General features: G+C 34.5%; 30 protein-coding genes and 2 pseudogenes. 13 read left to right on the top strand and 19 right to left on the bottom strand.

Going from position 1 to position 22202, the window contains the following annotated elements; genetic code table 11:
- Positions 1-17: 17 nt before the first annotated feature.
- Both CO726_RS00970 and CO726_RS00965 read left to right on the top strand, forming a co-directional pair.
- On the top strand, positions 18-401 hold the full coding sequence (locus CO726_RS00970) for a rhodanese-like domain-containing protein (protein WP_060632246.1): 384 nt from the start codon (positions 18-20) through the stop codon (positions 399-401).
- A 248-nt stretch (positions 402-649) separates the two neighbouring features.
- The gene (locus tag CO726_RS00965) at positions 650-1627 is read left to right on the top strand and encodes a LacI family DNA-binding transcriptional regulator (protein WP_099683041.1); all 978 of its coding nucleotides are present in this window, start codon (positions 650-652) and stop codon (positions 1625-1627) included.
- Between the two features lie 343 nt (positions 1628-1970).
- Here CO726_RS00965 and CO726_RS00960 read toward each other — a convergent pair.
- Positions 1971-2120 (bottom strand): annotated as a pseudogene (locus tag CO726_RS00960) (IS6 family transposase); the annotation flags it as partial.
- Positions 2121-2323: 203 nt separating this feature from the next.
- On the opposite strand from CO726_RS00960, the gene CO726_RS32275 reads away from it, so the two are divergent.
- Positions 2324-2521 (top strand): hypothetical protein, encoded by a 198-nt coding sequence (locus CO726_RS32275; RefSeq protein WP_099683040.1) that lies wholly within the window; start codon positions 2324-2326, stop codon positions 2519-2521.
- 18 nt (positions 2522-2539) lie between these two features.
- On the top strand, positions 2540-2761 hold the full coding sequence (locus tag CO726_RS00950; RefSeq protein WP_099683039.1) for a hypothetical protein: 222 nt from the start codon (positions 2540-2542) through the stop codon (positions 2759-2761).
- Between the two features lie 113 nt (positions 2762-2874).
- On the opposite strand, the gene CO726_RS00945 is transcribed toward CO726_RS00950, so the two are convergent.
- Complete coding sequence (locus CO726_RS00945) at positions 2875-3306, bottom strand: recombinase family protein (protein WP_136699304.1); 432 nt, start codon at positions 3304-3306, stop codon at positions 2875-2877.
- 651 nt (positions 3307-3957) lie between these two features.
- On the opposite strand from CO726_RS00945, the gene CO726_RS00940 reads away from it, so the two are divergent.
- From CO726_RS00940 to CO726_RS00925, 4 genes are read left to right on the top strand one after another with little or no spacing between them, the layout of a single operon-like run.
- The gene (locus tag CO726_RS00940) at positions 3958-4398 is read left to right on the top strand and encodes a LytTR family DNA-binding domain-containing protein (RefSeq protein ID WP_099683038.1); all 441 of its coding nucleotides are present in this window, start codon (positions 3958-3960) and stop codon (positions 4396-4398) included.
- A gap of 12 nt (positions 4399-4410) precedes the next feature.
- The gene (locus tag CO726_RS00935) at positions 4411-4881 is read left to right on the top strand and encodes a DUF3021 domain-containing protein (protein ID WP_099683037.1); all 471 of its coding nucleotides are present in this window, start codon (positions 4411-4413) and stop codon (positions 4879-4881) included.
- Positions 4882-5604, top strand: coding sequence for an ABC transporter ATP-binding protein (locus CO726_RS00930; protein ID WP_099683036.1), 723 nt, complete (start codon positions 4882-4884; stop codon positions 5602-5604).
- Positions 5605-5606: 2 nt separating this feature from the next.
- Positions 5607-6332 carry an ABC transporter permease gene (locus tag CO726_RS00925; RefSeq protein ID WP_099683035.1) on the top strand — a complete coding sequence of 242 codons (726 nt, stop codon included), beginning with the start codon at positions 5607-5609 and terminating at the stop codon, positions 6330-6332.
- Between the two features lie 620 nt (positions 6333-6952).
- Here CO726_RS00925 and CO726_RS00920 read toward each other — a convergent pair.
- The 6 genes from CO726_RS00920 to CO726_RS00895 form a co-directional block, all read right to left on the bottom strand.
- Complete coding sequence (locus CO726_RS00920; protein WP_099683034.1) at positions 6953-7294, bottom strand: zinc ribbon domain-containing protein YjdM; 342 nt, start codon at positions 7292-7294, stop codon at positions 6953-6955.
- A 122-nt stretch (positions 7295-7416) separates the two neighbouring features.
- The gene (gene dltC, locus CO726_RS00915) at positions 7417-7656 is read right to left on the bottom strand and encodes a D-alanine--poly(phosphoribitol) ligase subunit DltC (protein ID WP_002035156.1); all 240 of its coding nucleotides are present in this window, start codon (positions 7654-7656) and stop codon (positions 7417-7419) included.
- Between the two features lie 40 nt (positions 7657-7696).
- Positions 7697-8221, bottom strand: a complete 525-nt coding sequence (locus tag CO726_RS00910; protein WP_099683033.1) for a hypothetical protein — start codon at positions 8219-8221, stop codon at positions 7697-7699.
- Between the two features lie 85 nt (positions 8222-8306).
- Positions 8307-10070 carry a SulP family inorganic anion transporter gene (locus tag CO726_RS00905; protein WP_099683032.1) on the bottom strand — a complete coding sequence of 588 codons (1764 nt, stop codon included), beginning with the start codon at positions 10068-10070 and terminating at the stop codon, positions 8307-8309.
- Positions 10071-10207: 137 nt separating this feature from the next.
- Positions 10208-10648: a DNA mismatch repair protein gene (locus tag CO726_RS00900; RefSeq protein WP_099683031.1), complete on the bottom strand. Its 441-nt coding sequence runs from the start codon at positions 10646-10648 to the stop codon at positions 10208-10210.
- Position 10649: 1 nt separating this feature from the next.
- Complete coding sequence (locus CO726_RS00895) at positions 10650-11003, bottom strand: ArsR/SmtB family transcription factor (protein WP_099683030.1); 354 nt, start codon at positions 11001-11003, stop codon at positions 10650-10652.
- Positions 11004-11237: 234 nt separating this feature from the next.
- On the opposite strand from CO726_RS00895, the pseudogene CO726_RS00890 reads away from it, so the two are divergent.
- The 5 genes and pseudogenes from CO726_RS00890 to CO726_RS00870 all read left to right on the top strand — a co-directional run.
- Positions 11238-11729 (top strand): annotated as a pseudogene (locus CO726_RS00890) (recombinase family protein); the annotation flags it as partial.
- Between the two features lie 163 nt (positions 11730-11892).
- On the top strand, positions 11893-12474 hold the full coding sequence (locus tag CO726_RS00885; RefSeq protein WP_136699302.1) for a TetR/AcrR family transcriptional regulator: 582 nt from the start codon (positions 11893-11895) through the stop codon (positions 12472-12474).
- A gap of 71 nt (positions 12475-12545) precedes the next feature.
- A complete protein-coding gene (locus CO726_RS00880; RefSeq protein ID WP_000312348.1) occupies positions 12546-12878 on the top strand; it encodes a DMT family transporter in 333 nt (110 codons plus the stop codon).
- A gap of 1 nt (position 12879) precedes the next feature.
- Positions 12880-13194 carry a DMT family transporter gene (locus CO726_RS00875; RefSeq protein WP_099683028.1) on the top strand — a complete coding sequence of 105 codons (315 nt, stop codon included), beginning with the start codon at positions 12880-12882 and terminating at the stop codon, positions 13192-13194.
- A gap of 15 nt (positions 13195-13209) precedes the next feature.
- A complete protein-coding gene (locus tag CO726_RS00870) occupies positions 13210-13467 on the top strand; it encodes a DUF3975 family protein (RefSeq protein ID WP_099683027.1) in 258 nt (85 codons plus the stop codon).
- 16 nt (positions 13468-13483) lie between these two features.
- Here CO726_RS00870 and CO726_RS00865 read toward each other — a convergent pair whose 3' ends face one another.
- The 11 genes from CO726_RS00865 to gcvT all read right to left on the bottom strand — a co-directional run bounded on the left by CO726_RS00865 (position 13484) and on the right by gcvT (position 22049).
- Positions 13484-13669 (bottom strand): hypothetical protein, encoded by a 186-nt coding sequence (locus CO726_RS00865; RefSeq protein ID WP_042969072.1) that lies wholly within the window; start codon positions 13667-13669, stop codon positions 13484-13486.
- Between the two features lie 249 nt (positions 13670-13918).
- Positions 13919-14515 (bottom strand): ABC-2 transporter permease, encoded by a 597-nt coding sequence (locus CO726_RS00855; RefSeq protein ID WP_136699300.1) that lies wholly within the window; start codon positions 14513-14515, stop codon positions 13919-13921.
- Between the two features lie 32 nt (positions 14516-14547).
- Positions 14548-15180, bottom strand: a complete 633-nt coding sequence (locus tag CO726_RS00850; protein WP_099683025.1) for an ABC-2 transporter permease — start codon at positions 15178-15180, stop codon at positions 14548-14550.
- Positions 15181-15194: 14 nt separating this feature from the next.
- The gene (locus CO726_RS00845) at positions 15195-15863 is read right to left on the bottom strand and encodes an ABC-2 transporter permease (protein WP_099683024.1); all 669 of its coding nucleotides are present in this window, start codon (positions 15861-15863) and stop codon (positions 15195-15197) included.
- Positions 15844-16716 carry an ABC transporter ATP-binding protein gene (locus CO726_RS00840; protein ID WP_099683023.1) on the bottom strand — a complete coding sequence of 291 codons (873 nt, stop codon included), beginning with the start codon at positions 16714-16716 and terminating at the stop codon, positions 15844-15846. The genes CO726_RS00845 and CO726_RS00840 overlap by 20 nt, the downstream gene beginning before the upstream one ends.
- A 3-nt stretch (positions 16717-16719) precedes the next feature.
- The gene (locus tag CO726_RS00835; protein WP_099683022.1) at positions 16720-17094 is read right to left on the bottom strand and encodes a GntR family transcriptional regulator; all 375 of its coding nucleotides are present in this window, start codon (positions 17092-17094) and stop codon (positions 16720-16722) included.
- Between the two features lie 118 nt (positions 17095-17212).
- The gene (locus tag CO726_RS00830) at positions 17213-17404 is read right to left on the bottom strand and encodes a hypothetical protein (protein ID WP_000535935.1); all 192 of its coding nucleotides are present in this window, start codon (positions 17402-17404) and stop codon (positions 17213-17215) included.
- A gap of 70 nt (positions 17405-17474) precedes the next feature.
- Positions 17475-17678: a DUF3929 family protein gene (locus tag CO726_RS00825; protein WP_000639160.1), complete on the bottom strand. Its 204-nt coding sequence runs from the start codon at positions 17676-17678 to the stop codon at positions 17475-17477.
- A 434-nt stretch (positions 17679-18112) separates the two neighbouring features.
- Entirely contained in the window at positions 18113-19588 is a 1476-nt protein-coding gene (gcvPB, locus tag CO726_RS00820; RefSeq protein ID WP_099683021.1) for an aminomethyl-transferring glycine dehydrogenase subunit 2, read from the bottom strand.
- Positions 19585-20928: an aminomethyl-transferring glycine dehydrogenase subunit 1 gene (gene gcvPA / locus CO726_RS00815; RefSeq protein ID WP_099683020.1), complete on the bottom strand. Its 1344-nt coding sequence runs from the start codon at positions 20926-20928 to the stop codon at positions 19585-19587. Before gcvPA ends, gcvPB begins: the two co-directional genes overlap by 4 nt.
- 20 nt (positions 20929-20948) lie before the next feature.
- On the bottom strand, positions 20949-22049 hold the full coding sequence (gene gcvT, locus CO726_RS00810; protein WP_000631760.1) for a glycine cleavage system aminomethyltransferase GcvT: 1101 nt from the start codon (positions 22047-22049) through the stop codon (positions 20949-20951).
- Between the last annotated feature and the right edge of the window lie 153 nt (positions 22050-22202).

Below are 22202 nucleotides of genomic sequence, written 5' to 3'. Positions count from 1 at the left end.
AAGGGAGCGATAGAATCGTGTCAACAACTTGGATTATTTTATTAGCCGTAATCGTAGCGTTCATCGGCTACACTGTATGGATGTATTTCTATCAGAAAAAATTAATTAAAACTCTTACAGAAGAAGAATTTCGCGCTGGCTACCGTAAAGCTCAGCTTATCGATATTCGCGAAGCAGACGAATATAACGCAGGGCATATTTTAGGCGCACGTAACATTCCGTTATCACAAATTCGCCTTCGCCATAAAGAACTTCGTCAAGATCAACCTGTTTACTTATACTGCCAAAGCGGATTCCGTACAGGTCGTGCAGCTCAATACTTAAAGAAACAAGGCTACAAAGATTTCTACCAATTACAAGGTGGATTCAAAACGTGGACTGGAAAAATTAAAAAGAAATAATAACATACAAAAACTAGCTGAATGATTCAGCTAGTTTTTCATTTGAAAACGTTCCACGTTATTCTCACACATTTTGACAAAACTTTTTTGTAAATAAAAAAGGCCCTATCATTCTCACGCCCAAATAAAAAGGTTACGCGAATAAAAAGGAAGCCTTATTTATAACATAGTTTGTGAAAAGCTTTTCAGGTCAAGATTTTTTCATTCTTATTATTTTCCCTTTATAATAAGGGAAAGAGGTGATACATATGGCCAATATAAAACAAATTGCAAGAACCGCTGGTGTATCCATATCAACTGTTTCTCGCGTTCTTAATAATCACCCTTACGTAAAAGAAGAAAAACGTAAGCGCGTTCTAGATGCTGTTGAAGAATTGAACTATGCAAAAAATATAAATGCTATTCATTTAATAAAGGGAAAAACATATACGATCGGTGTTATGCTCCCTTTCATTAACCTTCCATACTTCAGTACCATTATTGAAGGAATCGGAAACGAAGCGTTAGCAGCTGGATATCACATTAATTTATGTCAAACGAATTACGATAGTATTGAAGAAATTCGTGTTCTTGAAATGATGAAAATGAAACAATTTGACGGAATGATTATTTGTTCTCGAACGAGTTCATGGGGACAAATTGAACCTTTCGCAACATTTGCTCCTATTATTTCATGCGAAAAAATGAAGCATCCCCTCATTTCATCCGTCTACGTAGATCATTATGAAGGCTTCCGTCTCGGCACCGCCTATTTGCTCAATAAAGGCCATGAAAAAATCGGGATTTGTTTAGCAAGAAAAACAAGTGTAAATTCCATGGAACGTGAAAAAGCGTTTGCTGATACACTTCGTAACGAAGGCAAAACGTTACATCCCGAATGGATTTTTCATCAATGCTATACAATGCAAGACGGTGCACAAATACTCCATCGTATTTTAAACATGGAAAATCGTCCAACCGCTATTTTTACAGCGAATGATCAAGTTGCAGCTGGTTTATTAACAGAGGCTCGAAAACAAGGTCTTCGAGTACCCGAAGACCTTGCTATCCTCGGATTTGATAATCATGAAATTTCAAAGGCGTTAGAAATTTCAACAATTGAACATCCCGGCCTCGAAATGGGCTCACATGCGTTTTCTTTATTCCATAAACAGACTCAAAGCGAGCAAATTGTCGGGAACGCAAAAGAACTTTCATTCCATTTAATTGAGCGAGATACTGTCTAAAAGGAGCGTTACCTATAGCCATCAACTTAAGAAAATGAATAAAATAACGAAATTAAAACAAACGACTTTTTGAAACAGCCGCATTTTTCAACAAGAGAATGCGGCTTCATGCTGTTCAAAACAACTGTCATTGTTTACTGGATTTGTATGGCTAGGTCTTTCGTCTTTCGAAAATCATGTAAAAATATAACAATTATATAGACTCTCGAACATCTATTTTGTTCTAATTCGGGTACTGCTGAAAAGAAGAGAATTACCCAAAACGAGTAAGAGACCCAGTTTACTTCAGATCCCCACCTACTTCACTCATTTCTTCATCTACCCTATAGTCATATTTACGCTCTTCATCCAAACGCCAAGATAACAATGTGTTTTTGTTTTTCTTCTTCCAAATTTGATAGATAAGATTCCCATATTTATGAACCCAGCGCATGATAGTTTTTGGATGAATAGAAATAACACGTTCTTTGAGAATTTCAGACACCTCGCGGTAATCCCTAATTTAGTCTTGAAATTTTCTAAAACTAGATGTATTATATTTTTGTATTTTCTCAGTTCCTAAGCCGAGAAAACATCATCACTTCTGAAAGGACCCGAACTTCAGCGGGTTCTTTTTTTATTCCTCTTCTTGTAAATCTATTTATTTAAATGTAGAATTTTAAATAAGTTCTAACATTTTGAATCGAGGTGAAAATCATGAGAAGTTTTGGCTCATTAATGATCTCTACTGTCTGTTCAGTACTTCTTATAATTTGGAATGCCTATTCCTTCTATGAGGGATTCACAACGGAGCGCACACACTACTGGATTAATGGCATCGCAGCTGTTATCTTCCTTCTATTCTTTATCCTAAACATGCGTGATTTTAAAAAGAAAAACTACAGAACCTCATAACAATAGGAGTTGATACATATGTGGAAAAAAATTAAGAATTATAGATTGAGCTTAAAAGATTTAAAGTTCCTGCTATGGTTGTTCAGTGTTACTTGTTTTGTGTACAGCTACAATTTTATTACAGGTTTAGCTTTTGACCACAAATTCCAAGTCTATGATTTAGGTGGTGCTATAGCGACTTTCGCCGCATTTATGGATACTAAGAATAGGATTAAAAATAAGAATTATAAGACAGTGTAATGTAAAAGGGATCTTTCGAGATTCCTTTTTTCTTTATAAAATAAAAAAGCAGCATATTTGCTACTTTAATTGTTTAGTATTCGTTTCATATTCTTTTATGTAACAGTATAAAGTCACCTAGCTACATCAAACATTTCACAAACTTCTTTTTTATTTTTACCAGAAGATAGCATTTCCATCATACCTTCAATTTGTTGTGGAGTATGTGCCTTTTTTCTGCCACCTTCTCTTCCTCTTGCCTTTGCTGCAGCAACACCGCTGACAACGCGCTCATTAATAACTGCCCGTTCCATTTCAGCCACAGCACCGAATATATGAAATAAAAATTGTCCCATTGTAGTTGATGTATCAATAACATCTTTAATAGATACAAAATTAATTCCTTTTTCATTAAATTCCTGCAATAAATTAGCTAATTGGTGCATGGTTCTGCCTAATCTGTCTAACTTATAAACAACTAATTTATCACCTTTTCCTAGTTTACTAAGAAGCAGCTGTAATTCTTTAGAAAATAATTGTAATTCATCAGAAGTTGATAGACTCATATAAAAACGCCATCCTTTCTGTATATTTCTAAAAAAATAATAGCGCTTTTCATATTATTTAGATACAAATTTATCCCAATTCTATAGCGATGAGGTGATACCCCTATTAGTATTTAATGTATCTAGAAACCCCTCAGATTTTCTGAAGGCTTTCTTCGTTCACATAGTTTTTACTAATAGATATAAATATAATTCACTTAAGAAAAGATAATGTTCACAAATAATAAAGTCCTTTAAAAAACAATAAAATTAATTATAGAGAGCCACACGCCACAAAATAAAGTATCGTTTTTCTATTTATGTATAATAGAAATAGAAAAAGGTTCTTTTGATTAATAGGGTAAAGCTTTTCGTAAAGATATAATTTTTTGAATGTTATAAAGCCCTTTATACAGGCTATTTACCTATATGGGAAAATTTTTAAAAACGATTTTTATTAAGAAATACATATATTGGATTAGTACACAGAGTGCCTGTCTTCGTGTACTTTTTTATTGTAAATAAGGAGAATGTGTTCCTGGAGCATCTAAAGAGAATCACTATATTCTTATTTCGACCAGTTATCGTGTGAAAACGACCGATTATCGAAAATCCATTTACAGTAACTTAAATAGCTTTTATATTTAGAGCGAGCGAAAGGGAAGTGGTGAAGTGAAGTTTGAAGTGTCGATTAACCCATCTTATAAAGAACCGAAAATTATCATTCTTACAGATAAAATGACAGATGAGATATCTGATATCATGAAACGGCTGTCAGAGGCTCGTATGGATTCATTGGCTGTATTTTCAGAAAGAGGTGTTGAAATAGTCGAATGTAAAGATATCGTCAGAATCTATGCGGAGAAACAGAAGGTGTTTCTCCAAACTGTTGCTGGTATCTATACGGTTCGTTCAAGGTTATATGAACTAGAGGCGAAACTAAATAGTCAATTTTTCGTTCGTATTTCAAATTCAGAGATTGTTAACATTAAAATGATTACGAATATGGATATTAGTATAACAGGAACTATTGGTGTTTTATTAGTAGGGGATATCAAAACATATGCTTCTCGACGCTATGTTTCAAAAATTAAGAAACTATTTGGGATATGAGGTGAAAACATCTTGAAAAACATATTTAGTCGAGTTGTAGGTGGTTTTATCATCGGCGTGATTATAGGGCAAGTCGTACAAATTCTTATTTCACTCAAATTAGGAAATGGAGAATACATACCAGTTGTGGGACACTTTCGCTCTCTCTTCGATAGCGAGATGATTGCTGTCATTGTGCAAATACTGTTAACAGGAATCATTGGTGTCACGTTCGCTACAAGTGCTCTTGTTTTTGAAATAGCGAAGTGGAGTCTATTGAAACAGTACATCGTTCACTTTTGCATAACAGCATTGGTATGGGTACCAATAGTGACACTGCTTTGGATGCCAAAAACGTTCATAAGCACAATGATTTTTTTTATTAGTTTTTTAGGTACGTATGTTGTCACGTGGGTTATTCAATACATAATTTCAAGGAATGATATCAAACAAATTAATGCTGCAATTCAATCGAAACAATTAGAAGGGAGAGGTGATGAATAAATGGCCATTGCTATAAAGAATTTAACAAAAAATTATAAAGAGCATACAGCTGTCGATAATCTTTCACTGACAATTGAGAAGGGAGAATTTTTTGCACTTCTAGGACAAAATGCTGCCGGGAAAACAACAACGATTAAAATGCTTAGCTGCTTGCTTACACCTACAAGTGGAGACGCTCTAATGTTAGGGGATAGCATTGTCGAGAACCCAGCGGCAGTAAAACAAAAAATAAATGTTTCGCCACAAGAAACTGCGGTAGCTCCGAATCTTTCTGTAAAAGAAAATTTAGAATTCATCGCAAGTATATATGGAAGCAATAAGCAAGACGCTACGCAAAAAACGGTGGAAATGATGAGAAAGTTTGGACTTTTGAAGCGAGCAGAAAATAAAGCTAAAACATTATCAGGTGGATTGCAGCGCCGATTAAGCATAGCGATGGCACTTATTTCTTCACCTGAAATTATTTTCCTAGATGAGCCAACACTAGGGCTGGATATTCGTGCTAGACATGATTTATGGAAAACACTTCTTGAATTAAAGGGGAAAATCACAATTATTTTAACGACACATTATCTAGAAGAAGTAGAAGCACTTGCTGATCGTGTTGGGATTATGCACGGTGGTAAGTTGCGTGCACTTGGAACGATTGATGAGTTAAAAGAGAATACGGGAGAATCTTCCTTAGAGGATATCTTCCTTAAGCTAACTGAAGAGGGGGCTTGACTATGAGAACTTTAACATTTGCTACGCGTAATCGTAAAGAGATTTTACGAGACCCTTTGACACTTGTATTCGGGATTGTACTTCCGATTATTATTATGTGTCTTTTTTCAATCATGCAGAAAAATATGCCATTTGAACTTTATAGCATAGAAAACTTAACACCAGGAGTGATTGTTTTCAGTTTTTCATTCGCTACGTTATTTTCAGGGATGCTGATTGGAAAGGATAAAAGTAGTTCGTTTTTAATGAGAATTTTCGCCTCCCCTATGGCTGCGACAGATTATATTGCTGGGTATACTCTCCCTTTATTACCTGTTGTATTTCTTCAAATTGTTATTTGTTTTATTTCTGCATTTTTCTTAGGTTTATCTATTAGTCTGAATGTAATATTTGCTAGTTTTCTCCTTGTTATCATTGCAACGCTTTACATTGGGTTTGGTTTACTACTCGGAACGTTCTTCACTGATAAACAGGTCGGCGGAATATTCTCAATATTCATGAATATAACAACATGGTTAAGCGGAACTTGGTTTAAGTTAGATATAATTGGGGGTACTTTTAAAACAATCGGTTATGCATTACCATTTGCTCATGCAGTTGATGCTACACGATTTGCTTTATCTGGTGAGTACAGAAGTATTGTTATACCTTTATTATGGGTAGTTGGCTATACGGTAATTATCTTCTTAATTGCTGTTTGGGGCTTTAAGAGAAAAATGAAAAGCTAACTAAATTTCATTCCTATTTAATACTATAAACAACTTAACGTTGTAAATCCGTATTATAGGGGGCGCTACTTCAGTCAAAGGTTTTGTAGTTAACATCCCCCACTTATCAATAGTCAAAAACGAATAGAATTCTCGTTTTGGGGGTGATTTAAAACCTTAGCTTGATGGCTATGGGGTACTACCAAATTTTGAGATAAAAAAGCCGATTTTCCCTACGCTAAGGATAAAATCTTCTCTTTATTTTTTATTTAGGTAATGCAGTTAGTTCAAAAAAGACAATTCATTTGATAGATCTAATACTAACAAAATAGCCTTAAGGGTCCCGCCAACAGAATGACATACAATTCACGCTAAGACCATTTCACCATGTGGAAAACACAGTTTCCGACGTTAAAGAGTTTCAGTTCTTATGTTTTACAGCATATACCCGCATCATCTTAAAAAAATATACGAATATGTTTGAGATAATTTCAAAAAATAGAACGACCTCATTTATGATAAGTATTCTGGAATGAAGTCGTTCTATTATAAAAGTTATTTGATTTCTACCTTAAAAATGTTGTACATCCATTGGAATTAAACAATTAACTCAAATTAGTTCTGTTACATTAAACCCACATTTAAACCTTTTTAACAAATTCAGATTTTAATTTCATAGCTCCAAAACCTTCAATTTTACAATCAATATCATGGTCTCCATCTACTAAACGGATACTTTTTACTTTTGTACCGATTTTCACAACCGATGAAGTTCCTTTTACTTTAAGATCTTTAATGACTGTTACAGAATCACCATCGTTTAAGACATTTCCATTGGCATCTTTAATAACTTTTGCATCTTCACTATTTTCAGTTTCTGATTCTAAAGTCCACTCATGAGCACATTCTGGGCAAACAAAAAGATTTCCATCTTCATAAGTATATTCTGAATTACATTTTGGACAATTTGGTAAATTAGACATATTTTTATTTCCTCCACACGTTATCATTCATTCTAATAAGTATTTTTAAAACTTCGTAAGAATAGCAATTACAAATTTTAATTTTGAGAAGTGTTTCTTATCTGTGTCTCAAACACTTATTTTTATCTCATATCTTTCAATTTCTTAATAATCATGTTCGGTGTCGCCCATTCATCACGGTCAAAGTCAGAAATAGACACTTCGATATTTAAACGTTCTTGAAATTCTACTAATAAAGACACTGTGCCAAAAGAATCTAGAATTCCTTCTTCAAATAATTGCACATCTGGGTTCTCTTTTACGATATCATTTTCACATACTTCTTCTAATACATTTAATACTTGATCTTTAAATTCAGACATTATTTATTCTCCTCTATATCATGATTTATAATGAATTTCTTTATAGCCTTCTATTTTTTAACACATCATTTAAAAGAATCTGCCCCACCATCATTACAAAGTTATCCCTGGTCTTTGTATAATAGTTATTAAGGCTTAACAGATAGTTGTTCCCCGGAACATATGTGATTACAAATCCGTTTTTTGTTTCTTTAGGAAAAGGGATATATATGTTTTTAACATCCGGGTTTATAGCAATAAAATCTTTTGGTAATAAACAATTTAAATTACTTGAAAATGATTTTCCATTAGAGATAGGTTGGATTTTTTTAGCTATGTTATCACCATCTTTATTTTTACTCAAAGCTACTCCCCATATAATTACACCACCAGAAACATGAGAAAAAAACGAGACGTTTTTTTCATAATTCTTTTTAGCATCTTTTGAAAGGATACTGTTTGTATAATCCGTTTTTCGTTTAAATGTAAGGAAGGTATTCTCTTCTTGCTGTTTGATAATCATTTGTTGGATGTATGAAAAACCTTCTTGTTCACACCTCGTAAAAATCTTCTCCGCATTCTCCAAAGTAAACTTTCTCCTTCTCTATTTTTAATAAAATGATTAAAAGAGTGGATCAAATCAAACATACTTTGCATGTGAAGTGAATTTTTTAAAAATCTAATGCATTTTCCTTATTCTTCATTGTATTCACTTCCTGAGATTGCTGAGAAAGCCCGGTACATTCATGAAAAGCGAAATGCTTACACCCTACACATTTTTTTATATTCAAATGTCTTAAAGCACAGTTAATGGCTTCCCCGGTATGATCAAAAAAGTTTTCTTCTCCAATCTCAGCATACAATCCATTCTTATCTAGATTTGTTTTTAGCTCTGATTGAATTCCTGAAATGAGAAGTACGCCACCTTGTTTTTTAAAATGCTGAACAATATTCCTAAAGTAAGACTCTCCTGTTGTATCAATAAAAGGAACTTTTCCCATACGTAAAATTAATACTTTGGGTTTATAATGAATTGTCGCTAAAATATTTTGTTCAAATGTTTGAGCAGCCCCAAAGAATAATGGCCCTTCTATTGTGTAAATACTAATTTGTGGGCAATCATGAGCTTTATTTACCACATGTGGTAACAATTTTTCATTCTTTTTTGTATGATCAGGAAGCACTTTAGATATGACTAGCATATTACTCATACGTTTTGTAAACAAAATAATAGCTAAAATAAGACCGATCTCCACAGCTGTTGTCAAACTGGTAAATACAGTAAGTAAAAATGTTACTAGTAATACAAGAGAGTCTCCTGTCTTCATTTTAAGTATGTGATAAAAATGTTTTTGTTCGCTCATATTCCAAGCTACCACCATTAAAATAGGAGCCATACTAGCAAGAGGAATATGGGAAGCATATGGGGCTAACAATAGAAGTGTAAATAACACAAATCCCCCATGAATAACACCCGACATCGGAGATACAGCTCCACTCTTAATATTAGTGGCTGTGCGGGCAATCGCTCCAGTTGCCGGAATTCCTCCAAATAACGGTGTAACAATATTGGCAATTCCCTGACCAATCAGCTCTTTGTTACTATTATGTTTACTATTTGTCATACCATCTGCCACGACAGCAGATAAAAGAGATTCAATACCACCGAGCATCGCAATAACAAACGCAGGACCAATTAACTGTTTGATACGATCTAATGTGATTTCTGGTATATCAAACTGAGGAAGTGTATTTGGAATCATCCCATACGCTGTACCAATAGTAGGTACATGACCTGAAAAAAATACAGTTGCAATTACAGTTGAAATAACAACACCTATTAATGAGCCGGGTACTTTAGGTGAAATTTTTGGTGTTATGAGTATAACAAAAAAGCAAATCAAGGCAGTTATTACACTGTAAAAATTGATAGTACCGATATGAGTAAAGATTTCTTTCAGGTTTGCTATAAATTCCTCATGCTTCTTTATACCTGTTAAACCCAAAAAACTAGCAATTTGTCCCGTGAAAATAATGACAGCAATACCTGACGTAAAGCCAATTGTTACAGGACGTGGGATAAACTTAATTAAAGATCCTAGTTTAAAAATTCCCATAAGGCATAAGATAATACCAGCTAATAAACCAGCAAGTAGTAAATTTTCATACCCATAGGTAATTACAATTCCTAAAAGAATCGGAACAAAAGCACCTGTAGGTCCTCCAATTTGATACTTTGAACCACCAAATAGTGAAATGAGTATCCCAGCAATACATGTTGTATAAATCCCATACTCTGGCTTAACACCAGAGGCTATAGCAAAAGACATAGCAAGTGGAATCGCGACAACTCCGACAATCATTCCAGAAAGAAGATCTTTTTGAAAATGTCCCAATGAATATCCTTCAAACCTTCCCGTAAATAACCTTCTCATGACAAACCCTTCTTTTCTATTTTTAATAAATCTTACTTCTTCTGAAAGAATATTTTCTTTTGATAAATTTGAGTTATAAATGCATTTCTCATACTCTTATACAGACGATTTTTATCTCTTTACACGAGAGAATTAGCCTAATATTGGTTATACGTTTTGCTTAAATGACGTTCTAATTTACCTATATCTCCTCCTTCTTGTATATAGGAATTTAACCTTTCTACTAAAAGTAATCCATCTCGACTATCTAGATTTTTCATATCTATAAACGATTTAATTCTTACGTTATCTGGCGTACTATCTCTACGAAACATTTGTCCCGGAATTTCAATCCAGAAACTATTCCATTCGTCCAGTAACCCTATTTGATCAAATAAAAAACTTTGAATCCCACATAACCAAGCTGTACAAGCTGTATTTCTCTTTTGACATCCAACTCCATCCTGTAAATGCTGGCATGAAAAACAACAAGAATTCCCACTTTTAATACAAACATTACAAACATGATGAGCGCCTATTGAGCGAAATACTTCAATCCCATGTCGAATGATATCTTCTTTTTTAACTTCAATGCTCAACCTATCCCTCCTTAATCATTGTTTCCCTTTCTGTTTCATCTAGCTCTTCTAACATTGAAATTGTATCAATTAAATGGTTGTTAAAAATTCCCCGTGCAACTACCAGCAAATTCATAATCATAGGATCCCGAAGAGAATATAAAACTCTTTTTCCATCTTTAGTACCAACAACAATATTTTTAGCACGTAATACACTTAACTGTTGAGAAACAGCAGAACCTTCCTTATTAAGAATGCTTTGAATTTCATTTACACTTTTTTCACCCTCTGACAATAATTCTAGAATACCTATTCGCAAAGGATGTGCTAAGGCTTTAAAGAAATCAGCTTTAAATTGTTGCATTTCGTTTCCCATTCAAATCCCTCCATTACTTATCCTTAATTTGAAGAAGTGCCATATACATCTTCAAATGTTTGAATATGTATATGGTACTTCTAGGACTTCGAATTTTCAATACAAATCTTAAAATATTAAACAAAATTTAATCCTTATAAAACGCTTAAATACGTTATCAAAACTATTGTCAAAATCAAATTAATTTTAACAACCCTTTATGATAAAATTACGGTATAAAGGTTAGGTGATTTCATGAATTCATACATTTATGGTTATGCAAGGGTAAGTACCCAACAACAAGATTTGATTCGTCAACTAGACATGCTTCAAAATTATAACTGTACTGAAATTTTAATTTAAAAAATAACAGGTACGAAAAGTGATCGCCCATAGCTTACTCGATTAAAAGATAAAATTAGATTTGGTGATACATTAATTGTTGAAAGCTTTTCTAGATTAGGAAGAAGTACCAAAGATTTAATTGAACTCGTTGATTTTTTTGAGAATAAGGGCGTTAAGCTAATTAGTATCAAAGAACAATTTGATACTACTACACCTCAAGGGAAATTGATGTTAATAGTTTTTCAAGCATTCAGCCAGTTTGAAAGGGACTTGATTGCTCAACGTACTCAAGAGGGGATTGAAAGTGCAAAAGCAAGGGGCAGAGTAGGTGGGCGCCCTCGTGTTAAGGATAGTTTCATTCAGAGAGCATTGAAGTTATATGATTCTAAAGAATATCGAATCCTTCCTTAACATAAGAGAATAGTAACGTGCTTTTAACTTCAAGAATAGCCTAAATCCTTAAGTTGATGGATGTGGTTACCTATAGCGCTCTTTTTCAGCTCTTCACCTATTGACTTTATATTTTTACTCGCATATAATCAACCTAACGAACGGTAGGTAGGGGATGAAAATGACAGCAAACCGCATTAAAGCTGTAGCACTTTCTCATTTCGCACGCTACGGCTACGAAGGAACTTCACTAGCAAATATTGCTCAAGAAGTTGGGATTAAAAAACCATCAATTTACGCACACTTTAAAGGAAAAGAAGAGCTATATTTTATATGCTTAGAATCCGCTCTCCAAAAAGATTTGCAGAGCTTCACAGGCGATATCGAAAGCTTTTCAAATTCGGCTACTGAAGAATTGCTCTTACAGTTACTAAAGGGCTACGCAAAACGATTTGGTGAAAGTGAAGAATCAATGTTTTGGTTACGAACTTCTTATTTTCCGCCTGATGCATTTCGCGAACAAATTATTAATAAAGCAAATGTACACATTGAAAATGTCGGAAGACTTTTATTCCCTGTATTTAAAAGAGCAAGCGAACGAGATGAGCTGCATAACATTGAAGTAAAAGATGCCTTAGAAGCTTTTCTATGCTTACTCGACGGTCTTATGGTTGAACTACTATACGCAGGTTTAAATCGTTTTGAGACACGTCTAGACGCTTCTTGGAAAGTATTTTGGCGCGGACTTTCAAACTGACGGATTGCTCCTTTGCAATGCGTCGTTTTTAAGCCCTTTACCTAACGACTGGTAGGAAGGAGAAATGACATATGGCATGGATTTATGTAATCTTAGCTGGTATTATTGAAATCTTTTGGGTAATTGGACTCAAACACGCGGAGGCACCACTTGAATGGGCTGGCGTTGCCTTATTAATTACAATTAGTTTTGTCTTACTATTTAGAGCTTATAAAGATTTACCTGTCGGCACTGTATACGCAGTCTTTACAGGAATTGGAGCTGGTGGAATCGTTCTTACAGAGATTTTCATCTTCGGAGAACCATTCTCTATTGTAAAAGTATTATTAATTGGTTTAATCTTCTTCGGCGTAATTGGTTTAAAACGAGTAACAGAAGAAAAAGAAGCGAAGGAGGCCGCATAAAATGGCTTGGTTATTTTTAATTCTAGCTGGTATTTGTGAAATTATTGGTGTACTCTTTATGAAAGTAGCCACTGAAAAGAAAGGCTGGGCACCAAAAGTTATTTTAATCGCTAACTTTGGCGTAAGCTTCTTCTTCTTATCTCTTGCGATGGACACATTACCGATGGGAACTGCTTACGCAATTTGGACCGGAATCGGAACTGCTGGAAGTGCACTTCTAGGCATTCTTATTTTCCGTGAATCAGCGGATTGGCGTCGTCTTTCCTTCTTAAGCTGCATTCTATGCGGTGCTGTTGGCTTAAAACTATTAAGCTAACGTGAGGTGAATATCATGTGGAAAGAAAAAGGAAAGCAAATGTTAGCATGGATCACACTTGGTATCGTCATTCTATTACAGATAAGTTTTCACATAATAGAATCATTGTTTCATAAAATAGTATCCATTCTCACATTCCTTCCTAACATGACACTTGAAATGATATCAATCGTTTGGTCCATCATTGCCTCCATTACAATTGTCATTATATGGAGTATCGCCAAACTATGGAATACATTATTTAAAAAGGACAGTTCTTCTGAAAAAGAGTAACTGTCCTTTTTTATATTCATTCAGACTTTCTGTAAAAGTTTGATGCGATAAGACAAAGAAGACCAACTATGACAATACTTATACCAATCCCTTTATGCAAATTAGGAAATGGTGATGGTATGTCTGAATAAAAATTTGCTAATATGAGACCAATTGAAACGAAAAGTACCCCTATTCTATATAACCATTTTCTTTTGTTCATCATTCTCCCCCTAACATTTTTCATACACTTCTTTCTTTTGGACATACTACCTAAAAAAGGAGTGCATAATATGCAAAATTCTATACATAAGCAGATCTTATTTTTATTTTTTCTCTTTCTCATTCTCGTTATCGTTTTTAGCTTTATATTACATACTCCAAAAGATGTTGTACCGAGTAGCCTCTCTGTTTATAAACTTTTACTTTCCTATTGTCGTTATTGAAGAAGGTGCCTTATATAAGGCACCTTTTAAAATTCTCTCTTCTCATACAATTTCACTGAAACGAAGACAGATGCTATGAACATACATATTGAACCAATGAATAACAAGCTACTATATAATTGAATTTGTTCTAAGTTGATTTGAAACAAAGCTTCTAAAACAACTATCGGTGCCATAAATATTACTATTGTAATAAAAATAGTTTTCTTATACCCTAGCCAAAAGGATATTGGTAGTACAAAGCTTAAATACACTAAAATAAAGCTAATACTAGCAACCATTGTCGTTTCAATAAACTCAAATAGGTTAACCCCATTCTTCATTCCCATCGTAAAACAACCGACCATTACGCCTATAAAAAGAATAATAATTGCTACTATATATTTTGCAAACACAATTTGTTTTCTCAATACTGGTAAACTATTTACTATAACTTCACTCTCATTTTTACTATCTGCTTCAAATGTTTTTACTGTTGCCCCAATTGTAATAATTACTGACATAATTATGAACAGATTTTCCGTATCTGTTAAGGCCATATAAAAGAAAACAGGATACAGTATGTACCAAATTAAAAATTTCCATTGAATGATGAAATCTTTTAAAATTAGTTGCTTGATTATGTATTACACCTCCTAATATGAAAATGTCCCTTCTATAACTCTGCCTCCTGAAACATTTTCATTGAGAGGAACATTGATACGAATATACTCACTAATACTCCGATACCAAGAACACCCATTGCTTGTGTAGCCTCTTGAGAGTGAAGTACTTTTAACATAATTGTTTTATCGCCAAAAATATTGCACATAAGACCAATCATACCGATTAAAGGAAAAAGCATAATCAAATTCAAGACAGTAATAACTTTATATCCCCCAATGTAATTAGCAGGTATCGTTATTACACAATAAATTAAAGTTGCTACTATTGCTGAAAACACTGCATATCCAGGCATAACTATATCCCCGTCCAACAAAATATTTTTTAATATTATGACTATAAAAGTTGCACTCAAACCAACCATAATAAATACTGTGCTTGAAATATATTTAGCTATAACTATCTCTTGTCTCGTTATAGGCAAACTCACTAATACTTTTTCTGCTTTACTTTTCTCGTCATAATAAAAAGAAATATATATAATCGTACTACATGTTATAAATACTCCTATTGCAATCCCCATTGGTTCTACAGAATTTCTAAAAACAGATAAAATAGGTATTAAAAAATAAAAAGGAAACATTTTCTTCTGTAAGAAAAACTCCTTCAAAATCAACTGTTGCATATGAATTCTCCTCTCTATAAATCACGCGTTTCATAAATTTTAATTGTAAGAAACATAGAAGCGATATAGACACTAGTTAATATAATTCCTCCAATTATAAATACACCAATATGCACCGGATTCATAATCCACTCAATGAATGAAGGTGTTGTTTCATCCAATCCATCTCCTATGAATATCCAAGCAATTCCACCAACTACCATTGATCCTCCTGACACTATACTCCGTGCTATCTTTGACCTTGTAACATAATAACTAGGAAAGAATATTACAACAAAAAATATGGCGTAAACAGCTCCATTTATTACTTCATACCACCAAATCTCAATATACAGATTAGGGTGGTATGTACCGATATCCCCAATAAAAGCAATACCTCTTATAAGAAAAACAATCAACATAGTAGAGAGCATGCTACCTACAATAAATATTGCACAGGAAATATATCTAGCAATTATGATATCCTTTCTACTTAGCGGTAAACTATTAATCATAATGTCACTTGTATTCCGTTCATCTATTATGATTAATATAATAACTAAGGAAAGAGTTATAAATAAACAACTCATAGGAAACAGCATTCCCTCACCGGGTTCAAATAAAAAGAATATAAAGGGTATAATAAAGTATACAAACCATATCCCCCGAAAAAAGAACAAATCTTTATATACGAGCTGACGCATAGGCACTTCTCCCTTTCGCGGTGTAAACGATGATCTCGTCCAATGTAGGCTTTTCTAGTACAACTTCATTTCCAAACCAATCGACAATTGCTTGTTTATCCTTCGCTAAACCTTCAAAACCAAATTTATTTTTTCTTAATCCAACAAATAGCTCTTTTCCTTCTCGGTCTAATAAATCATTACTTCCCTTTACAATTACGTAGTTCTCCATTAGTTCATCTTTCTCACCAGTAAATATAATTTCTCCATCGTTAATGAACGTAATATAATCTGCGATACGCTCTAAGTCTGTTGTAATATGAGTTGAGAATAATACGGATACTTCATCTTCCATTACAATTTCTTGCAACATATCAAGCAATTCACTTCGAACAACTGGATCTAATCCTGCTGTCGGTTCGTCCATAATGATAAACTTTGCGTGATGTGAAAGCGCGATAGCAATCGCAAATTTCATTTTCATTCCTTTTGATAGTTCTTTAATTTTTTTATACTTCGGAACTTGTAATCTATGCATATACGATTGATACTGCTCTTCGTCCCACTTTTTATATAACGGTGCAATAATACATTTCATTTGTTCACACGTTAAATCTTCATAATAATGATTTTCATCATATACAAAACCGATATTTTGTTTTATTTCCTTTTCGGCTTTCTTATTGTCCTTGCCAAAAATTTTTATATCGCCGCTATCTTTTCGAATTAAATTCATAATCATTTTAATCGTCGTACTTTTTCCGGCTCCATTCGGTCCGACAAATCCCATAATATATCCGCGTGGCAGTGTAAAACTTATATTTTTCACTGCAAAATCTTGATAACTTTTACAAACATTTTTTAGCTCTAACATCCCTTATTCCCCCTCATATAAACACGCAATCATCTGCTGTAAATCTTCAAGTGAAAGCTGCAACGCTTTACTTTCATTTACAATCTCTTCCGCTTTACTTTCCAATAGACGAAGCCTTTGTTCTTTTAGTAGTTCATTATTTTTACGTGAAACATAAGTCCCCTTCCCAGCAACAGTTTCTATATATCCTTCTTTCTCAAGCTCCTCGTACGCACGCTTCGTTGTAATTACACTAATTTGTAATTCCTTCGCTAAGCTACGAATAGACGGTAATTGGTCTCCACCCTTTAAACCACCATTTAAAATAAGCTGGCTTACTTGTTTTCTTATTTGCACATAAATAGGGTCTTGGGAAGAATTCGAAATAATAATATTCATGTTTCCCTCCAGTTTGTGTATATACTGTATATACCTTACATATACAGTATATACACACCATCCTATTTTTGGCAAGAAAAAAAGACCAACATTTTCCTGTTGGTCTTTCGTATATGTATCACTTTTCAAAGCGATCTAACATCTCATCTCTCATTCCGAAACTCACTACCGCAATTCCTACATACATAAACAGAAGGAACGCCGGATGAACTGTGTTGTACCAAGTGCTATCAACAATTAAATAAATCGTTAATGCCACAACTAGAACAAACGCTAAGATAAACATATAAAAGTGTCTTGTACTACCCATGATAAACTCCTCTCTTCTCACTTCACCATTCAACAGTATATTTTATCGAATAATTCGATATGACTCAAGGTTAACTTTCTGTTATGTAATCAAGTTCCACCTTTACAATGTCCTCACATGCTATTGAAATGATCGTTCCTTGCTTATCAATTGCCGTTACTTCTCTATTATCCATTACACGATGCGCTACTCTTTCTAGCACTTTTCCTTGGTCTCGATAACAAAATTCTTTTACATCTTTAATCGTTTTTCCGTTTTCTAAATGGTATATCATTCTATAACACCGATATCCCACATTTTCACCCCCAGCTTGCTCGTTTTTTCACATATACATAAAAATGAGTCATTCCTATCTCATTACATCTTCTTAATTTCAATAAAATTCTAACAAAAATAAATACTTTTATCAAACCGACTTTTTCAACAAAATCACCTATGAAACTGCTTCTTTACACCATTATGAAACAAAAAATATAAAATTTTAACATTTTCTTCACCACTTCTGCATAAAGTGAAACTTTAATCAGTAGGGGTTTTTGTTCATCCCCATTGATTATTAGCTCACACCAATCGGCAGTTTATCTCCCACCTAACTTCTTTGCACCAGCCAAGTTTTGAGGTGGAAACTTTACTGCCCACAAATAACTGGAAAAATTCTCCACACAAAAAAGAACCCGCATATAGCGAGTTCTTCCTTTGTTATTCTAATCAAACTTGTACAGGAGCTGACTTTTCATAACGTAAAACTGGTTTACGTGCAGCCATCGTTTCGTCTAAACGTTTAATAACTGTCGTATGAGGTGCTTCTTGTACAACTTCTGGATTTTCTTCTACTTCTTTAGCAATTTGAATCATCTTATCAATGAAACCGTCTAATGTTTCTTTTGATTCTGTTTCTGTCGGCTCAATCATAATACATTCTTCCACATTTAATGGGAAGTAAATTGTTGGTGGATGGTAACCGAAATCAAGCAGACGTTTTGCAATATCTAATGTACGTACACCAAGTTTCTTTTGACGACGACCTGATAATACAAATTCATGCTTACAATGTCTATCGAATGGAAGATCGTAGAATGGCGCTAATCTTCTCATCATATAGTTCGCATTTAATACAGCATACTCAGTTACTGCACGCAAGCCATCTGGACCCATAGAGCGAATATACGTGTATGCACGAACGTTAATTCCGAAGTTACCATAGAATGGTTTTACGCGCCCAATTGCTTCTGGACGATCATAGTTAAAGTGATAGCCATTTTCCGTTTTCTCCAAAATTGGTTTTGGTAAGTACGGAATTAAATCAGCTTTCACACCTACTGGACCAGAACCTGGACCACCGCCGCCGTGAGGACCTGTAAATGTTTTATGAAGGTTTAAATGCACAACGTCAAATCCCATATCTCCTGGGCGTGCTTGGCTTAATACCGCATTTAAGTTTGCACCATCATAGTATAATTTACCGCCTGCATTATGGACGATTTCTGCCATTTCTAAAATATTTTCTTCGAATAGACCTAATGTATTAGGATTTGTTAACATAAGTGCTGCTGTTTCTTCGTTTACAACACGTTTTAAGTCTTCTAAGTCAACAAGGCCATTTTCATTTGATTTTACTGTAATTGTTTCAAAACCAGCTACAGTTGCAGATGCTGGGTTCGTTCCGTGAGCAGAGTCAGGTACAATTACTTTCGTACGGTTAAAGTCACCATTCGCTTCATGGTATGCACGAATTAACATTAAGCCTGTCCATTCTCCGTGTGCACCAGCAGCTGGTTGTAATGTAACAGTATCCATACCTGTAATTTCAATTAAATGCTCTTGTAAGTCGTACATTAATTCCATTGCACCTTGTACTGTCTTTTCGTCTTGTAGTGGATGAATATTTGCAAATCCTGCGAAACGAGCTACACTCTCATTAATTTTCGGATTATATTTCATCGTACAAGATCCAAGTGGATAGAATCCAGAATCAACACCGTGGTTACGGTTTGAAAGTGCTGTATAGTGGCGCATAATGTCAAGTTCAGATACTTCTGGTAGCTCTGCATCTTCTACTCGAATATAATCGCTCTCAAATACATCTTCTAGTTTCACTTCTTCTACATCTAATTTTGGTAAGCTATATCCTATGCGTCCTTCTTTACTCACTTCAAAGATAAGTGCTTGGTCTTGGTTCTTCATTGGATAGCCCCCATTTCGTTTACAAGTGTGTCAATTTCCTCTTTTGTACGAAGCTCAGTTACTGCTACAAGCATATGGTTCTCATGCTCTTTATAATCACGGCCTAGATCGTAACCACCGATAATATTCTTTTGTAATAATGCGTCGTTTACTTCTTTCACTGGACGCTTGCAATCTACAACGAACTCATTGAAGAATGGTCCAGCAAATGTTACAGTGAAGCCTTTCGCTTCAAATTGACGTTTTGCATATTGTGCTTTAGAAATATTTTGACGTGCCATTTCTTTCACACCTTGTTTACCAAGTGCCGTCATTGCAACTGAAGCTGCTAATGCATTTAACGCTTGGTTTGAACAAATATTAGACGTGGCTTTATCACGGCGAATATGCTGTTCACGTGCTTGTAACGTTAATACAAATCCACGTTTACCATCTGAATCTACAGTTTGTCCAACAAGACGTCCTGGAATTTTGCGCATAAATGCTTTCGTTGTTGCAAAGTAACCACAGTGTGGTCCACCAAACTGCGTTGGAATACCGAATGGTTGTGCATCACCGATTACAATATCAGCACCAAATTTTCCTGGTGGTGTTAATGCACCTAATGATAATGGATTTGAAGAAACGATAAATAATGATTTTTGTTGATGAACGATTTTTTCAATATCAGCTAATTTTTCAACTTGTCCGAAGAAGTTTGGATATTGAACGATTACACAAGCAACTGTATCGTCTACTTCACTTTGTAATACGTCTAAATCTGTTACACCATCTTTATGATTAATTTCAACAACTTCTAGATGTTGACCTTTTGCATACGTTTCAAGTACTGCTCTTGATTCCGGGTGCACTGCACTAGATACAAGAATTTTCTTTTTACGAGTATGGCCAGCTGCTAGCATTGCCGCTTCAGCTAAAGCTGTACCTCCGTCGTACATAGAAGAGTTTGCTACATCCATTCCTGTTAATTCACAAATCATTGTTTGGAATTCAAAGATTGCTTGTAATTCCCCTTGTGAAATTTCTGGTTGGTATGGCGTGTAAGCTGTATAAAATTCTGAGCGAGAAATAACATGATCTACAATTACTGGAGCGTAATGATCATATACGCCTGCTCCTAAGAAAGAAGCGTACTCTTTTAAGTTAGCATTTTTACTAGCCATTTGAGTTAACTCTTTTAAAAGCTCTGGCTCTGATTTTGCTTCTTTAATTTTTAAATCCCCTTTAAAACGAACAATCTCTGGAATATCAGAGAATAATTCATCGATCGTTTGAACGCCGATCGTTTGTAACATTTCTTTTTTGTCTTCTTCTGTCATTGGAAGATAACGATGCAACATGAAATCTACCCCTCTCCCCGTTACTTTGAACGTTTATAAAATGGTGTTGGAACAACTACTGCTTTGACGCGTTTATTACGAATTTCAATTTCTACTTCTGTATCAACTGCTGCGTATTTTACATCAATTAGTGCTAAACCAATGCTTTTCTTTAACGTTGGAGATTGTGTACCACTCGTTACTTCCCCGATTTTTTCTTCTCCAATAAATACAGGGTAATGCGTACGAGGAATTCCACGTTCGATTACTTCGATGCCGACTAACTTACGAGGCGCACCGTTTTCTTTTTGCTCTTTTAACGTTTCTTTTCCAAAGAAGTCTGCTTCTTTATTTGGTTTTACCGCAAAGCCAATTCCAGCTTCAATCGGTGTAATATCTTTTGATAATTCTTGACCATAAAGTGGTAATGTTGCTTCGAATCGAAGTGTATCACGAGCACCTAAACCACATGCTTTTAAGCCTTCTTCTGCTCCAACTTCAAGAAGTTTCTCCCAAAGTTTTGCAGCGTCTTCACTCTTACAGTAAATTTCAAATCCATCTTCACCTGTGTAACCTGTACGAGATACAAGTGCTGGAATTCCATCTACAAGAATATCGTTTTTAAATTTAAAGAACTTAATTTCTTTCAAATCTTCTGACACAACTTTTTGTAAAATGCCTTCTGCTTTTGGTCCTTGAATTGCAAGCTGTGCAACTTCACTAGAAACATTGACTACTTTCGCATCGCCAATTACATGGCTAGCTAACCATTCGTAATCTTTCTCGATATTTGATGCATTGATTACTAATAAATAGTCTTCTTCACCACGTTTGTAGATTAATAAATCATCTACTGTACCACCATTTTCGTAGCACATAGCTGTATATTGTGCGCCTCCTACCTTTAAGGTAGAAACGTCATTTGTAACAACACGTTGTAAAAATGCTAAACTATCTACACCTTTTACCTCAACTTCTCCCATATGAGACACATCGAACAAACCTGCCGCTGTACGTACAGCTTCATGTTCTTCTTTAATGCTTGAAAATTGAACTGGTAATTCCCAACCACCGAAGTCGATTGTTTTCCCACCATACTTCGCGTATACATCAAATAACGGTGTACGTTGTAATGTAATCATGCTCTCTCCCCCTTATGCTTTGACAAATCAATAAAAGTTGCTCGCCATATCTAAACATTTTCACTCTGAAAAGATAGGATATACGGAATCTCCTTATATTTTTTTATGAAAGCGTAAATAAAAAATCACTTTCTTGGATAAAATACGAAAGAT

Origin of the sequence: Bacillus fungorum (genome assembly GCF_002746455.1) — a bacterium.
Taxonomy (GTDB): domain Bacteria; phylum Bacillota; class Bacilli; order Bacillales; family Bacillaceae_G; genus Bacillus_A; species Bacillus_A fungorum.
This window is presented reverse-complemented; position numbering and strand designations above follow the sequence as displayed.

Coding starts and splice junctions, on each gene's coding strand:
- dltC (WP_002035156.1), bottom strand. CDS start 7,656: ATGTCTGAATTTAAAGATCAAGTATTAAATGTATTAGAAGAAGTATGT.
- CO726_RS32275 (WP_099683040.1), top strand. CDS start 2,324: ATGAGAAGTTTTGGCTCATTAATGATCTCTACTGTCTGTTCAGTACTT.
- CO726_RS00830 (WP_000535935.1), bottom strand. CDS start 17,404: ATGGGTAGTACAAGACACTTTTATATGTTTATCTTAGCGTTTGTTCTA.
- CO726_RS00880 (WP_000312348.1), top strand. CDS start 12,546: ATGGCATGGATTTATGTAATCTTAGCTGGTATTATTGAAATCTTTTGG.
- CO726_RS00870 (WP_099683027.1), top strand. CDS start 13,210: ATGTGGAAAGAAAAAGGAAAGCAAATGTTAGCATGGATCACACTTGGT.
- CO726_RS00840 (WP_099683023.1), bottom strand. CDS start 16,716: ATGTTAGAGCTAAAAAATGTTTGTAAAAGTTATCAAGATTTTGCAGTG.
- CO726_RS00920 (WP_099683034.1), bottom strand. CDS start 7,294: ATGTCTAATTTACCAAATTGTCCAAAATGTAATTCAGAATATACTTAT.
- CO726_RS00965 (WP_099683041.1), top strand. CDS start 650: ATGGCCAATATAAAACAAATTGCAAGAACCGCTGGTGTATCCATATCA.
- CO726_RS00950 (WP_099683039.1), top strand. CDS start 2,540: ATGTGGAAAAAAATTAAGAATTATAGATTGAGCTTAAAAGATTTAAAG.
- CO726_RS00885 (WP_136699302.1), top strand. CDS start 11,893: ATGAAAATGACAGCAAACCGCATTAAAGCTGTAGCACTTTCTCATTTC.
- CO726_RS00930 (WP_099683036.1), top strand. CDS start 4,882: ATGGCCATTGCTATAAAGAATTTAACAAAAAATTATAAAGAGCATACA.
- gcvPA (WP_099683020.1), bottom strand. CDS start 20,928: ATGTTGCATCGTTATCTTCCAATGACAGAAGAAGACAAAAAAGAAATG.
- CO726_RS00945 (WP_136699304.1), bottom strand. CDS start 3,306: ATGAGTCTATCAACTTCTGATGAATTACAATTATTTTCTAAAGAATTA.
- gcvPB (WP_099683021.1), bottom strand. CDS start 19,588: ATGAAGAACCAAGACCAAGCACTTATCTTTGAAGTGAGTAAAGAAGGA.
- CO726_RS00850 (WP_099683025.1), bottom strand. CDS start 15,180: ATGCAACAGTTGATTTTGAAGGAGTTTTTCTTACAGAAGAAAATGTTT.
- CO726_RS00895 (WP_099683030.1), bottom strand. CDS start 11,003: ATGGGAAACGAAATGCAACAATTTAAAGCTGATTTCTTTAAAGCCTTA.
- CO726_RS00845 (WP_099683024.1), bottom strand. CDS start 15,863: ATGCGTCAGCTCGTATATAAAGATTTGTTCTTTTTTCGGGGGATATGG.
- CO726_RS00905 (WP_099683032.1), bottom strand. CDS start 10,070: ATGAGAAGGTTATTTACGGGAAGGTTTGAAGGATATTCATTGGGACAT.
- CO726_RS00825 (WP_000639160.1), bottom strand. CDS start 17,678: ATGATATACCATTTAGAAAACGGAAAAACGATTAAAGATGTAAAAGAA.
- CO726_RS00925 (WP_099683035.1), top strand. CDS start 5,607: ATGAGAACTTTAACATTTGCTACGCGTAATCGTAAAGAGATTTTACGA.
- gcvT (WP_000631760.1), bottom strand. CDS start 22,049: ATGATTACATTACAACGTACACCGTTATTTGATGTATACGCGAAGTAT.
- CO726_RS00835 (WP_099683022.1), bottom strand. CDS start 17,094: ATGAATATTATTATTTCGAATTCTTCCCAAGACCCTATTTATGTGCAA.
- CO726_RS00865 (WP_042969072.1), bottom strand. CDS start 13,669: ATGAACAAAAGAAAATGGTTATATAGAATAGGGGTACTTTTCGTTTCA.
- CO726_RS00875 (WP_099683028.1), top strand. CDS start 12,880: ATGGCTTGGTTATTTTTAATTCTAGCTGGTATTTGTGAAATTATTGGT.